Origin of the sequence: Shewanella sp. SG44-2 (assembly GCF_014164215.1) — a bacterium.
Taxonomy (GTDB): Bacteria; Pseudomonadota; Gammaproteobacteria; order Enterobacterales; family Shewanellaceae; genus Shewanella; species Shewanella frigidimarina.
Genome location: NZ_JACJEU010000036.1, coordinates 1 through 13,477 on the forward strand (window position 1 = coordinate 1; position 13,477 = coordinate 13,477).

The window sequence follows — 13,477 nt, forward strand, 5'->3', positions numbered from 1 at the left end:
ACTTATAACGAGTTAAGACCGCACCTTAGTTTAGGAATGAAAACCCCAAACGAAGTGCATGAAAAAGCCAGTCGGGAGTTCCAACTGGCTTAATAAAAACCGTCAACCTATTTTAGGACTAGACATCTGCATGAAGATAAAGACGAAACTAGCTATGAATTAGCGTTTTCTGATTTAATTGATTTGTCGACATTGGTTTTTGTCGGTGAGGATGACAATAATATGTCATTTACGTTTACACCCAATATTGATGAGCTAGACAATAACGCATTAGCAGGCGTGCTTTATTTGGATAAAACATCTAAGCATTTACGTAAAATTCTCATCAGAAATACTGACGAGATAAATCCTGCGTTTTCAGTTACTTTAACTAAATTTGAATTAGAGTTAAGTTTTGATGTGTTTGAGGGATTAGTGATGCCAGCTCATACATCAACCACTATAATGGGTACAGCGGCAATTTTTAAGTCACTCGACAGTGTTCAAACTGTTACCTACAGCGATTATAAAATCCTCAACAATCCACAAACTTAATTGCATTTTGGGGCAATAAAAAAACGCTATTTTTTGAAAAATAGCGTTTTTTTATATCATTTCTTAGTTATTTTGCCTAAAAAGTAGAACTGCTTTAATGGCATTTACCTGAATCACAGCTTTTACTGCTTCCACAACTGCCAAATTTACCGCTAGCCAGTGGAGCATCCATCCATTCTGGTTCTGGGAAAATGGGCCATTCGATTTTTTTTGCTCGATTACCATGCATTAAAATATGGCCTCGATATTGGTTAATGCCATCGGTGCTAAATTCGAACATGAATGTTGCTTTCCAACAAATGCCAGTACTGCCACCAATACTTGGACGGGCCGATTCCATCGCAATAGCGAGTAGTTGTACGTTTTGTTTTTTACAGGCTTGCTCTGTAATCGTTCGGCTTAACTCTGCCATTTGTCGAAGTTGCCAAAAAAAAGCAGCAACAACAACTAAAGCAACAATTAATAAAAAATCAGTCATCATAGGCTGGTTGCTCTAAATAATCCGCCAATCGCGGTTGCTAATTGAACGCTTCTGTCAGGATGCCTTAAGTCGGCTAATAATCCAGAACGTAAGCTAGGTATTGCCACGATATCAGCAAATACTTGATTAAAGAAGTGCTGTGGCTGTTTTGCTAGCGCTTCTAAATAGTGTTTACGAGTGGCATCATCTTTTAACGCTAACCAGTTACGTGCTGCAATTGTTATTAGCGTGTTGTCGTCTAAATGTTGTTGTTCATTGAGTTGGTTAATCGCTGTCATACTGTATTGAACATCAGATGCTAATGCCGCTAAATACATCACTTTTATATGATCTTGAGCTTGTTCTAATTGATTAAATAAGTGTTCGGCAAGGCGTTTATCAATATTAATGTGTTCTAAGCATTGGCAAAGGGCGGCTTGCACTTCAATAGGTGCATTATCAAGTGCATTTATAATGTCATCAAGATGGTTGAATTGATGTGCGCGAACGCAAATATCGGCTAAACCTTGTAAACCCAGTTGTGGCCATGTGTCTTGCGCTGCTTGGCCAGACAAATACTGCGTAGCAAATTCATATTGGCTCGATGCTGGTTGACCAAGCTGAAGCCTGACCAATGCATTAAATAACGCCAGTTTGTGTTGGTTAGGTTTAAAGCTGAAAGGGTGATTGGCTAATTGTTCTTGCTGTGCATCAGTTAATGCTTGGGTTGGATTACGACCCAGAGCTTCTAAAATCATCTTAATAAACTGAGTTCGAGGCGCAGGAGATAATAAACCTTGTTCATCTAAAGGTAATTTTACAAACCAAATATAGGGTAATTGCTCTTGTTGCCAAAACACGATAGCAAACTGCGCATGGCCTTGAATGGGATAAGGATACGGCGCCAGTAAAGAGTCAATTTGCTGAAAAGCTAACATATCGATATGTTGCACTCGACGACCTAAATCGTATATTTGAAATTGAGTATTTGCGGTCGTCAGAAACTGGCTTAAGGTGGTTATCTCGGTCATGGGGTCGTCACTAAATCAAAGAAGTTGGATGGGTATTCAATGGGCTAAATGATATCATACTCCGACTTAGCCTTTATATTGTCGTTCATGTTTATGCTTTATTTAGCCAGCCATAATTATTTAATTAAATTAGAACAATTGCTTAAGGAATTTCAGTTGTGGTCTGATACCTCACCTCCGGTATCTGCTTTAACGAGTACGGCACCATTTAGCTGCGATGTAATGGCATTTGAGCAATGGTTGCAGTTTATTTTTATTCCAAAGATGACCGAGTTAGTTGTGCAACGACAGCCTTTGCCGACCAATATGGCTTTAGCGCCCATGGCTGAGCATGTGTGGCAAGGTATGCACTATGGGGATGTTCTGATTGCTCAATTACAACAATTTGATACTTTGCTCAGTCAGCGTTAAGCGAGCAACAAACGCCACCACATAACAAAACAAACTAAGCCGATTCTGAGTTGGCCAATACATAATAAGTAAAGTGATAACACATGATCTCAAAAGAAAACGATGCTGAATACTCATTAGATAACGATGACTTACATGAACAAATAGGCTCGGAATATATTGATGAGAACGCTACTGCAGATACCGAATTAGACGATGACTTACACCCTCCCCATATCGACATTCTATTTGAAGATGAGCACCTAGTTGCTATCCATAAGCCTGCAGGTTTATTGGTTCATCGTAGTTATTTAGCCCGTAGGGAGCGATTTTTTGCGATGCAGATGACTCGTGATTTAGTGGGCTGCCATGTTTTTCCGGTGCACCGCCTAGATAGACCTACATCTGGAGTATTACTGTTTGCCAAATCGAGTGAGGTGGCTCGTGCATTATGTGAGCAATTTGCTGATCATAGTATTAAGAAGCATTATTTAGCCATTGTTCGTGGCAATATGCATGAGTCTGGCACGCTAGATTATGCCCTAAAACAGGAGTTTGATGATTTAGGCGATAAACATGTGGACCCGAACAAGGCTGCTCAAGATGCCGTGACGGATTATCAACCATTATTGAATACGGAAATACCGTTTAGTTCAGGTCGATACCCAACTAGTCGTTATGGCTTGGTAAGATTAAGCCCTCATACTGGCCGCAAGCACCAATTACGTCGTCATATGGCACATTTACGTCATCCAATTGTTGGTGATACAACCCATGGCGATGGTAAACAAAATAAGTTCTTTCGCGAACATTTTGCTATTAACCGTTTGTGGTTGATTGCAAAAAGCCTGCAGTTTGTACACCCAGTAACTCAGCAATCAATGCATATTGAAACTGAGTTAGAAGCTGAATGGTTTACTATTTTTAACGCATTTGGCTGGGATGATGATCAATTATCATCAATGCCAAGTATGTTATTAAGTTAATTCATTCGGTCTGCAAGCAAGGCTTTAAGCTTTTCAAATTCGGGGATATGCGGTATGGGTTCGTGCTGCTGTTGTTCGATGTGGAAATAATAGTTACGACGAATGTGGGCGAATTTGTGTTGTAGTTTTAGTCTTCGCTTTCTGCTCACTTGTCGCATCGTCTTGATTCCGTTTTTGCGCTATTTCATTTGAGCCAACCGATGTTGACCATAACGATTTACATTACATAATAAAAGACACTTGCGAGAGACTCAAACAATACAGTAAGGTAAGCCACTAAGACTCAAGGTATTTTATAACGTATTACATTTAAGAGGAAAGTATACCATGAAAAAGGTCAATGTTGTTTTTGGTACCGTTTATGGTAGCGCACAATTTACTGCTGAAACAGTGACTAAGGCGATTGCAAAATTAGGCTTTACGACTAAGCTTTGGCAACCCAATGAATTATCTGGTTTTGTACCACCACAAGATGAGCTATTAATTGTAGTTTCATCAACCACGGGGCAAGGGGATATACCCGAAGATATTTCTCCTTGGTTTAGTGAACTTAAATCCAGCGCACCGTATTTACCATTATTACAATACAGCCTAATTGGCTTAGGCGACTCGAGCTATGAAACTTTTTGTGGGGCGATAAAACAATTTGATGAATTGTTAACCGAGTTGGGCGCTAAACCGCTGACAGAACGATTAGAAATTGACGCCTGTGAAACAATGGAACCCGAAATAGAAGCTAAAACATGGATAGCCAGTTGGCACAACGCCGTCACATCGGTAAACGCAGCGTAAGTTTTTTTACGCAACAATGGTTTAAATTCGCACAGCGCCTAAGTCAGGCTCTGCTCATACCTATTGCTATTTTGCCTGCTGCAGGGGTGATGTTAGGGTTAACCGTTAACCCGTTACCATTTATTCCTGCAGAATTAAATACGGTGTTTTCTGCGGTCGGCAATCTAGTTTTTACCATGATGCCTTTGTTGTTTAGTGTTGCGATAGCGATTGGTTTTTGTCGTGATCAAGGCATTGCAGCATTTTCAGCCGTCTTTGGTTTTGGAGTGTTTTTATCCACAATGGGAGCTCTGACCAATATTTATGGTCTGGTATCTCGTCCTCTCTGGGGCATGCAAACAATTGACACTGGTATCGCTGGCGGCATGTTAGTCGGCGCGATGACATGTTTAGCTGTCAATCTTAGTCAACATGTTAAATTACCTGCTATTTTTTCCTTTTTTGAAGGACGTCGCAGTGCTCCAATAATTACCATTCCGCTGTCTATGGCACTTGCTTACCTATTGGTGCATGTTTGGCCGCCCTTATCGCATATTATTGAACTCCTTTCTGATTGGGCTGTATACCAAGACCCCGCTATTGCTTTTGGTGTTTATGGCACGGTCGAACGTTTATTAATTCCGTTAGGATTACATCACATTTGGAATGCCCCATTTTATCTTGAAGTCGGACAGTACATTAACCAGGGGACTGTAGTTCGAGGTGAAGTGGCTCGTTATTTGGCCGGCGATCCATTGGCGGGAAATCTTGCTGGTGGTTATTTGATTAAAATGTGGGGTTTACCTGCAGCTGCCTTAGCGATTTGGCGTTGTGCAGATAAGTCTGAACGTAACCGAGTTGCGGGGATTATGTTATCAGCGGCGACAGCCAGTTGGTTAACCGGGGTGACAGAGCCGATAGAATTTGCCTTTATGTTTATCGCACCGATTCTGTTTATTGTACATGCATTACTCACGGGAATTGCTTATAGCGTGTGTATTCTACTCGACGTTCATCACAGCATTGTGTTCTCTCATGGGTTGGTAGATTTTACCTTATTGTTTTCGCGCTCTGCTAATACTCAGTGGATTTGGATATTGGGTCCGCTCACAGCAATAATCTATTATGCAATTTTTAGGGCCAGTATTTTAGCGTTCAATCTAAAAACGCCTGGCCGATTAGAGCAAAGTGATTTACCCGCTGAGCCTAAAGAGAGCTTACGGGCAATGATTTCTGCATTGGGCGGCCGCGAGAATATTGTCGAGATTAATGCTTGTTTAACACGCTTACGTATTAGTGTTAATCAAGCAAATCTGATCGATAAAGCTAGATTAATGCGCTTAGGTGCTAAAGGCGTGGTTGTTATGGGTAAAGGTGTACAAGTTGTTTATGGCACTAAGGCTGAAACATTACGTAAATTACTGCAAAAATATTTAGATTCTCGGCGTTAGTACGAACGGTTGTTCCATTAAGCCATAATAGTTGTTGCTTAACTTGTTATACATATTTGAGAATTTTGTATATAAAGCAAGATTATTTATCTTTTATGAGAATTTATCATTAAAAACATCACCTAAAAATCTTTTTAAATGGCACACTGTAAAACAGTATTTTAAGAGGAGTTGTACGCGTGAGCCATCAAGATAAAACCATTATTACCCAAGCTAATTTACAACGTAAAGTGCTAATAACCGATTGTGCTGATGCTCAGGGGTTAATAGCTAAAATCACCAACGTCTGTTTTGCTCATCAATTAAACATTATTAAAAACACCGAATTTGTTGACCACACACAAGGCCGATTTTTTATGCGCGCCGAGCTTGAAGGGGTGTTTGATGATGAACGCTTACTGAATGAATTACGTGAAGTGTTGCCAGCTCAAAATCACATGAAACTCGTTGATATGGGTAAAAAACGTATCGTGATCATGGTGACAAAAGAAGCTCATTGCTTAGGCGATATTCTGATGAAATCTTATTATGGTGGCTTAGATGTTGAGATTGCTGCTGTGGTAGGCAATTATGATGTGTTGCAGGCATTAACTGAAAAGTTTGATATCCCATTTCATTATGTCAGTCATGAAGGCTTAAATCGTCAAGAACATGAACAAGCGATGCTTAAAGTGATAAAACCTTATGATCCGGACTTTGTTGTACTCGCTAAATATATGCGAGTATTAACACCTGAGTTTGTAACAGCATTTGCAGATAAAATTATTAATATTCATCATTCTTTTTTACCAGCATTCATTGGTGCATCACCTTATAAGCAAGCATGGGATCGTGGTGTTAAAATTATTGGTGCAACAGCACACTTTGTGAATAATCACTTGGATGAAGGACCGATTATTAAACAAGATGTCATTTCAGTTGATCACAGTTATAGCGCAGAAGAATTAGCCCATAATGGCCGTGATGTTGAAAAAAGCGTATTAAGTAAAGCGCTGCAATTGGTATTAAATGAACAAGTTGTGGTGTACGGTAATAAAACAGTCGTGTTTTAAAGTGTACTGATATGCATCATTAGACGTTAAATCCAATGATGCTATCTTATTTAGAATAAGTAGCTGTGAGCAAGCTGCTGTATTAATGGTCTATTTTTAGATTTACTGTGATATATTCAAACGGTATTGATATGTTAGATCTGTATAAATAAGAACGGGGAACTGGATGTTACAAAAAGCTGATTTTTTCTTAAAACCTTCAGAATTACCCAAAACAGTTGGGTTATGTTGGGGCATTCTTAATGATAGGCTTGAATTAATTAAGCTGAGTGAACCGTTATACAAATTGGTCAAAAAACCCATATCAGCCATTCTAAAGCAACCGTTGTCTAATGCTTTTTCAATGCTTACCCATGATCAAATAGATCTTACCAATCATCTTTCTTCACAACTGATCAATTTTGTTGATGACAACGGTCATGCACTACAAGCTACAGTTACACCGATAGAAGAAAGCAGCGAGCATTGGTGTATTACCTTTATAGAAATCGAACTCGATAAAGCTTGGTTATCTGATTTACATCCTGATTATCATCAAGCGATTCAGTCAAGTGATGATTGGCTTAATCAAATCGAAGAAGTGATTAATGCCAGTGGTGATATGGTGTTTGCTATTTCATTAAAACAGGCACTTTCATTGACACAATCTACTGTAGGTTATCTGCATATATTTGATGAAAAAAACAATCAAATTGTGCGAACCACATGGAGTGAAAACGTTAGTGATTATTTTACGATTGCCAAACAACAAACGTATAAAGCTGATTCAGGTATTTGGGCCGAAACCATCCAAACCCGTAAATCGACGGTGCACAATGAGTTAACCAGTATTTCTGAGAACCGCACACAGCAACAAGGTTTTTTTGCCTTTAGTAATCATCTTTGTGTGCCCATTCATTATCGCAAAAAACTCGTTGGCATTATCGGCGTTGGCAATCGTGACAAACCTTATACCCAAGTAGACGCCAAATCGTTAAGTATTTTTGCGACTATTTTGTGGCACAGCGTCGAATTGCCACGCACCATGAAAGCAGTGTCGAGGCAATCTAGCATTATTAAAATGCAAAAAGAAAAGATGACCCTCATTTTGGTGCAGTTGATTGGTGCCATTTCAGAAGCGTTAGAATTAAAAGATGCTTATACCGCGGGGCATCAAAAATCGGTTGCGCAGTTAAGCTATCTTATTGGCGAGAAAATGGGCTTAACACCTGAAGTATTGGAAGGATTAAAATTGGGTTCATTGATCCACGATATCGGTAAGTTGGCCATTCCAAGCCAGATTCTATCTAAACCTTCAAGGTTAAGCGATGCTGAGTTTGGTTTGGTTAAGCAGCATCCTGAGCAAGGCGCATTAATTGTTGATGAAGTAGAGTTTCCTTGGCCTATTAAGCAAATGATCCTTCAACATCATGAGCGCTTAGACGGTTCTGGTTACCCCAAAGGATTAAAAGCGGATGACATCATACTTGAGGCCAAGATCATTGCTGTCGCCGACGTTGCTGATTCGATTCTTAGCCATCGACCTTATCGCCCATCGTTGGGAATGGAAGTGTTAACCCAAGAGTTATTAAAAGGCAGAGGGAAAGTCTTCGATGCCGCTGTTGTGGATGCATGTATTGATATTTTGGCTGTCGAAGACTTCAAAGAAGAAGAGTATGTTAGCAGTTTGTCATTAGCCCCAGTTGTGTTTTTAGAGGAATATCATACTCTTGAACATGCTGAATCTATGATGAAGAAAGCTAAAATGGATGTGGCAGTAGTATTGTCTGAAAAAAATCGTAGTCCAATAGGCGTGGTTGATAATCATGTTTTAGCATTTTGGCACAGTCCATTTTTAAACACTGCTGCAGAACGTGCAGCAGATAGAAGCTTACTGAATAAACGTGTGCATCAAGTGATGGTGCATAAAATGAATATGATTATCGATCATACCATTTTGAATGATGCCAAACTGACGATGGAAAAAACTAATGCCAGCTATTTAATCGTCCAGAATGATAAGCAACAAGTTATTGGTATGTTAACCTGGCGAATTTTAGCGGCAGCATTACTCAATCGATAACGTCATTGTGAGATGACTCAATATATCGCTGTTTCAGAACCTCATAAAAGTCATAACATTCCACAGAATTCATAGTGCTTATGGCAACAAAAAAGGCTCCTAGGAGCCTTTTTTAGATTATTGTTGGATAATATAATTAATCAACAATACGTAATAGTTCATTGATACCCACTTTACCGCGGGTTTTGGCATCAACTTTTTTGACAATAATCGCTGCATATAAGCTGTATGTGCCACACGCTGATGGTAAGTTACCTGATACGACAACCGAGCCAGCGGGAACACGACCGTAATGCACTTCACCGGTTTCACGATCAAAAATTCGCGTGCTCTGACCAATGTAAACGCCCATTGAAATTACGCTGCCTTCTTCAACAACAACACCTTCAACGATTTCGCTGCGAGCACCAATAAAACAGTTGTCTTCAATAATGGTTGGACCTGCTTGTAATGGCTCTAATACACCGCCAATACCAACACCGCCAGATAAGTGTACGTTTTTACCTATCTGCGCACACGAACCAACAGTGGCCCATGTATCAACCATAGTGCCTTCATCAACATAAGCACCAAGGTTAACGTAAGATGGCATTAATACCGTGTTCTTACCAATAAATGAGCCTTTGCGAACCGTTGCTGGTGGCACAACTCGAATGCCCTCTGCTTTGAAACGGGCTTCATCATAATCGGCAAATTTTTGCGGAACTTTGTCGAAATATTTGGTGTCGCCACCTTCAATCACGCCGTTATCAAAAATGCGGAAAGACAGAAGTACGGCTTTTTTAAGCCATTGGTGTACATGCCATTCTCCGTCAATCTTTTCAGCAACGCGTGCTTGGCCTTTATCGAGCATATTGATCACGGTTTCAACATCGGCGCGAACACTAGGTTCTACGCTTGAAGGTGAGATATCTTGACGTGTTTCGAATGCTGCTTCAATGCGTTGGCGTAAAGCCTCCATTGTTTTCTCCCGGTATTAAATGATTAGTAGCGTAAATTTATGGTTTAAAATTAGTTAGATGATTTTAACGCCAGTGTTAGCGCATCAGATAATTGTTGCTGTTGTGGCTCATCTAGGGCCGTTCCACTTTGGTTTTGTAATATGAAAAAATCTTCTGCACGTTCGCCAATAGTGGTAATTTTGGCTGCTAATAATGTCACGTTGCAACGATAGAGCGTATCACCGACTTTGGCTAATAGGCCTGGGGTATCGAGGGTGATTAATTCCATCATACTTGTACCATGGCGAGCACTGGGTAAGAAACTCACATGAGTCGCAACATTAAAAGGTTTCATGATCCGGGCTAGTTTTCTAAACTTCGGCAGTTTTGGATTTTCACTGGCCAAGGCTTTTTCAAGTGCTTTACGAATACTTTGAATGCGTGACAATTGGATAATTGGCTCGCCATCTTGTTCTAAAATCACAAAGGTGTCGAGTGCATAATTATCTTTTGATGTCATGATATTAGCGTCATGAACATTGATATTTTTGTTGTCTAAAACGGTCATTACGGTGGCAAACAGTTTTGGTTTATCTTTGCTATAGACAAAAAGCTCCGTCCCACCCCGTGTTGTATGTTTAGACATTAACACTAATGGTTCGTCGTGATGATGTTTTAGAATAGCCTCTGCATGCCAAGCCACTTGGGTTGGCTGATGACGTAAAAAATAGTCAGATTTGAATCGAGACCAGAGTTCATCCATGTCTTTTTCTTTGAGGCCACGACGAATAAGTTCTTTTTTAGCTTTGGCTTGGATCTCTTTTACGCGTGCTTTAGCATCGATAGGTTTTTCTTTTCCCCGAGCTAATACTCGTTGAGTTGAAAAATACAAGTCGCGTAATAACGAGCCTTTCCAGTTATTCCATGTTTTCTCATTAGTGGCACAAATATCGGCTACTGTGAGGCAATATAAATAACTTAAGTGCGCTGCATCGCGTACTTTTTCAGCAAATAGTGCAATCACTTCAGGGTCTGAAATATCTCTGCGCTGAGCGGTGATTGACATCACGAGGTGATTTTCAACTAACCAAGCCACTAAGCGACCGTCATGATCATTCATGCCATGTAATTTACAAAAATCGATGGCGTCTTTTGAACCTAATTTGCTGTGATCGCCGCCACGGCCTTTAGCGATATCATGAAAGATGGCCCCGAGGACTAATAGGCCTTTTTTCGGCAACTGATTAATTAAGATGGCACCTAGTGGAAATTCATCTTTTTGTTCTGCCTGTGAAAAGCGGTCAATATTGAGCAGTAATCTATGGGTGTGTTCGTCAACCGTATAGGCATGAAATAAATCAAACTGCATTTGGCCTTCAATCTTGCGCCAAGCCGGTAAGTAAGACGATAAAATCCCGTGTTGATGCATGAGTGAAAGCGCGGTAATACCTCGGGGATGTTTTAATATCTCCATAAACACTTTACGGCAGGCGGGATTTTCTTGTAAGGGTGATGTTAGTGCTCTACGGGCATTGCGCAGTAAGCGTAACGTTGGCGCGTAGATTTCTTGAATGTTAGAGTTTTTCGCCACCAGTAGAAATAAACGTAATATTTCTTCGTTTTGGCGGCTAAATAAATCGTCATCTAACACTTCAATATAACGCCCGCGACGTTGATAAGCCTCGCTTATTGGCTGGATTTCTAGTGCTTGAGTGTGACCTAATGTTGCACGCTTAAACAATTGCAGGAGCATTTGATTAAGCTCCATCACCCGGCGAACCGTACGATAGTAGCGTTTCATCATTTGTTCGACGGCTAATTGAGTTGCATCTTCGTAACCTAATAAACTGGCTATTTGTCGCTGTAAATCAAACAATAATCTGTTTTCGTTGCGATTAGCGGTGATGTGAAGTGCAAAACGGATTTCCCACAGAAAATTTTGGCATTCAATTAATTCTGCCAATTCTGCTGGTGATAAAAAGTCGTGTTCAACAAGCTCTTCAAGCGTAGCTGCATCAAAGTGGCGCATTGCGACCCATGCGATGGTTTGAATATCACGCAATCCGCCGGGGCAGGTTTTAATGTTAGGTTCTAAATCAAAGGCACTGGCTTTACTATGGCGAGCAGTTTGTTCATCTTTCTTGGCGTTATAAAAGTCATAAGAGGGCCAAAAGTCTTGTTGGCGAATAGCATCGTATAACACGTCAAATAGATATTCATTACCTGTGAGCAATCTGGCTTCAATGAGATTTGTGGCAATGGTGATGTCTGCTTTACCTTGCTCAATGGTTTGCGCAATTGTGCGGACACTGTGGCCTATTTCAAGCCCAGTATCCCAAAGGTAAGTAATGAATTGACCCAGTTTAGTTTCAGTCTCAGGTGATAGTTGTTCATCGTCGACCAAAAAAAGTAAGTCAATATCTGAATAAGGATGCAATTCACCACGACCATAGCCACCAACGGCAACTAAGGCAAGATGGTTATTATGTAAGCCAAAATCTTGCCAAGTTTGTGTTAGTAAAGCATCAACAAATTGACTGCGGTGTTTAACAATATCAGCAATAGGGTGTTTTGCAGTGTACTGCTCAACTAAGCGCTGGTTTAAGTCAATTAATGCGTTTTTGGCGGCCAGCGCAGTATTCATTGATGTCCTTACTAATTTGAGTCTTTAGTGATTAATGATACGTGGAAAGTCTTCTTCTTCACGCAACGTTAGCACTTCTACACCTGTTTGGGTCACTAAAAGTGTATGTTCCCATTGTGCAGAGTTTTTACTATCAGAAGTTGTGACAGTCCAATTATCACTTTTATCCAACACAGTAGTATGTCGACCTGCATTGATCATTGGTTCAATCGTAAAGCACATACCGGGTCTTAACACGGTCTTGTCATTATTTTTATAATGAACAACTTGCGGTTCTTCGTGGAAACCTGTGCCAATACCATGACCACAATAATCTTGTACGATGGAGTACTTATCAAGCCCTGTTTTACTTGTTTTGATGAATTTTTCGATGGTTGTACCAATTTCGCCTAATTTTAAACCAGGACGCACTTTACGAATGGCTAAATACAAGCTTTCTTGGGCAATGCGGCTCAAACGTTTGTCTTTTGCTGATACTTCACCGATTAAAAACATTTTCGAAGTATCACCATGATAACCGTCTTTGATGACAGTAATATCTAGGTTAATCATATCGCCATCTTTCAACACGTACTCAGAAGGAATACCGTGGCATACGACTTCATTTACCGAGGTACAAATAGACTTCGGAAATCCGTGATAATTAAGCGGTGCAGAAATAGCACCTTGCTCTTCGGTGTATTTAGCACAAATTTCGTCTAACTCATTTGTGGTCACTCCAGCCTTAACATGTGGAGCTACCATTTCTAATACTTGCGCCGCTAATTTACCCGCTGCACGCATTTTTTCTATCTCGTCTGCATTTTTGATCACAATACTCATGAAAACTCTCTATCTTTTTGGCGGTCAAAATAGGCTTGTTTTATCCAAGGATTTTACGGCAAAAATTTGTATTTACATGCCGTTTATGGTATAAAGCGCGCCGTTATGTGTAAGATCGTTGTTGTACGGTTCGAGTTAATACAATGTCAATCGCTGCTTTTTTAGCAAGGTATACATTGTGTTCGGCAAATCGTAAAATATGGCGGTCATTATACATGGCAATTAACTTAAATACTAAATCACACACGTATCGACACATTTTTCGGGGTGCTTTCTCATTCTTAACAGAAGTTAGAAAGTCGAAACATGGGATGCGTGGAGGTCTAACCCCTT

13 protein-coding genes are annotated in these 13,477 nt (G+C 40.2%); 7 read left to right on the forward strand and 6 right to left on the reverse strand.

Annotation, left to right across the window (positions count from 1 at the left end; genetic code table 11):
- Positions 1-222 precede the first annotated feature (222 nt).
- Entirely contained in the window at positions 223-534 is a 312-nt protein-coding gene (locus H5181_RS18475; RefSeq protein WP_182751728.1) for a hypothetical protein, read from the forward strand.
- A gap of 94 nt (positions 535-628) precedes the next feature.
- On the opposite strand, the gene H5181_RS18480 is transcribed toward H5181_RS18475, so the two are convergent.
- On the reverse strand, positions 629-1,015 hold the full coding sequence (locus tag H5181_RS18480) for a DUF3301 domain-containing protein (protein WP_011636733.1): 387 nt from the start codon (positions 1,013-1,015) through the stop codon (positions 629-631).
- On the reverse strand, positions 1,012-2,025 hold the full coding sequence (locus H5181_RS18485; protein WP_011636734.1) for a DUF3549 family protein: 1,014 nt from the start codon (positions 2,023-2,025) through the stop codon (positions 1,012-1,014). The genes H5181_RS18480 and H5181_RS18485 overlap by 4 nt, the downstream gene beginning before the upstream one ends.
- A 48-nt stretch (positions 2,026-2,073) precedes the next feature.
- Between H5181_RS18485 and H5181_RS18490 the strand changes: the two genes are divergently transcribed.
- Entirely contained in the window at positions 2,074-2,436 is a 363-nt protein-coding gene (locus H5181_RS18490; RefSeq protein ID WP_011636735.1) for a YqcC family protein, read from the forward strand.
- An 83-nt stretch (positions 2,437-2,519) separates the two neighbouring features.
- Positions 2,520-3,401: a tRNA pseudouridine(65) synthase TruC gene (gene truC / locus H5181_RS18495; protein WP_182751729.1), complete on the forward strand. Its 882-nt coding sequence runs from the start codon at positions 2,520-2,522 to the stop codon at positions 3,399-3,401.
- On the opposite strand, the gene H5181_RS18500 is transcribed toward truC, so the two are convergent.
- Positions 3,398-3,550: a hypothetical protein gene (locus H5181_RS18500; RefSeq protein ID WP_160327568.1), complete on the reverse strand. Its 153-nt coding sequence runs from the start codon at positions 3,548-3,550 to the stop codon at positions 3,398-3,400. The genes truC and H5181_RS18500 overlap by 4 nt on opposite strands.
- A gap of 178 nt (positions 3,551-3,728) precedes the next feature.
- Here H5181_RS18500 and H5181_RS18505 point away from each other — a divergent pair, with 178 nt between their 5' ends.
- The 4 genes from H5181_RS18505 (at position 3,729) to H5181_RS18520 (ending at position 8,737) form a co-directional block, all read left to right on the forward strand.
- A complete protein-coding gene (locus tag H5181_RS18505; RefSeq protein ID WP_011636737.1) occupies positions 3,729-4,193 on the forward strand; it encodes a flavodoxin in 465 nt (154 codons plus the stop codon).
- On the forward strand, positions 4,145-5,623 hold the full coding sequence (locus H5181_RS18510) for a PTS transporter subunit EIIC (protein WP_011636738.1): 1,479 nt from the start codon (positions 4,145-4,147) through the stop codon (positions 5,621-5,623). Before H5181_RS18505 ends, H5181_RS18510 begins: the two co-directional genes overlap by 49 nt.
- A gap of 179 nt (positions 5,624-5,802) precedes the next feature.
- Positions 5,803-6,675 carry a formyltetrahydrofolate deformylase gene (gene purU / locus H5181_RS18515; RefSeq protein ID WP_123777016.1) on the forward strand — a complete coding sequence of 291 codons (873 nt, stop codon included), beginning with the start codon at positions 5,803-5,805 and terminating at the stop codon, positions 6,673-6,675.
- A 166-nt stretch (positions 6,676-6,841) separates the two neighbouring features.
- Complete coding sequence (locus tag H5181_RS18520) at positions 6,842-8,737, forward strand: HD domain-containing phosphohydrolase (RefSeq protein WP_123883959.1); 1,896 nt, start codon at positions 6,842-6,844, stop codon at positions 8,735-8,737.
- A 136-nt stretch (positions 8,738-8,873) separates the two neighbouring features.
- On the opposite strand, the gene dapD is transcribed toward H5181_RS18520, so the two are convergent.
- Genes dapD through map form a run of 3 tightly spaced genes read right to left on the reverse strand, consistent with a single transcriptional unit; the run spans position 8,874 to position 13,144 of the window.
- A complete protein-coding gene (dapD, locus tag H5181_RS18525; protein ID WP_011636741.1) occupies positions 8,874-9,698 on the reverse strand; it encodes a 2,3,4,5-tetrahydropyridine-2,6-dicarboxylate N-succinyltransferase in 825 nt (274 codons plus the stop codon).
- A gap of 50 nt (positions 9,699-9,748) precedes the next feature.
- Positions 9,749-12,322, reverse strand: a complete 2,574-nt coding sequence (gene glnD / locus H5181_RS18530; RefSeq protein ID WP_011636742.1) for a bifunctional uridylyltransferase/uridylyl-removing protein GlnD — start codon at positions 12,320-12,322, stop codon at positions 9,749-9,751.
- A gap of 24 nt (positions 12,323-12,346) precedes the next feature.
- The gene (gene map, locus H5181_RS18535; RefSeq protein ID WP_011636743.1) at positions 12,347-13,144 is read right to left on the reverse strand and encodes a type I methionyl aminopeptidase; all 798 of its coding nucleotides are present in this window, start codon (positions 13,142-13,144) and stop codon (positions 12,347-12,349) included.
- Between the last annotated feature and the right edge of the window lie 333 nt (positions 13,145-13,477).

Excerpts from the sequence above, each read along its gene's own strand:
- H5181_RS18475 (WP_182751728.1), top strand. The coding sequence starts at position 223 with ATGTCATTTACGTTTACACCCAATATTGATGAGCTAGACAATAACGCA.
- H5181_RS18480 (WP_011636733.1), bottom strand. The coding sequence starts at position 1,015 with ATGATGACTGATTTTTTATTAATTGTTGCTTTAGTTGTTGTTGCTGCT.
- H5181_RS18485 (WP_011636734.1), bottom strand. The coding sequence starts at position 2,025 with ATGACCGAGATAACCACCTTAAGCCAGTTTCTGACGACCGCAAATACT.
- H5181_RS18490 (WP_011636735.1), top strand. The coding sequence starts at position 2,074 with ATGATATCATACTCCGACTTAGCCTTTATATTGTCGTTCATGTTTATG.
- truC (WP_182751729.1), top strand. The coding sequence starts at position 2,520 with ATGATCTCAAAAGAAAACGATGCTGAATACTCATTAGATAACGATGAC.
- H5181_RS18505 (WP_011636737.1), top strand. The coding sequence starts at position 3,729 with ATGAAAAAGGTCAATGTTGTTTTTGGTACCGTTTATGGTAGCGCACAA.
- H5181_RS18510 (WP_011636738.1), top strand. The coding sequence starts at position 4,145 with ATGGATAGCCAGTTGGCACAACGCCGTCACATCGGTAAACGCAGCGTA.
- H5181_RS18520 (WP_123883959.1), top strand. The coding sequence starts at position 6,842 with ATGTTACAAAAAGCTGATTTTTTCTTAAAACCTTCAGAATTACCCAAA.
- dapD (WP_011636741.1), bottom strand. The coding sequence starts at position 9,698 with ATGGAGGCTTTACGCCAACGCATTGAAGCAGCATTCGAAACACGTCAA.
- glnD (WP_011636742.1), bottom strand. The coding sequence starts at position 12,322 with ATGAATACTGCGCTGGCCGCCAAAAACGCATTAATTGACTTAAACCAG.
- map (WP_011636743.1), bottom strand. The coding sequence starts at position 13,144 with ATGAGTATTGTGATCAAAAATGCAGACGAGATAGAAAAAATGCGTGCA.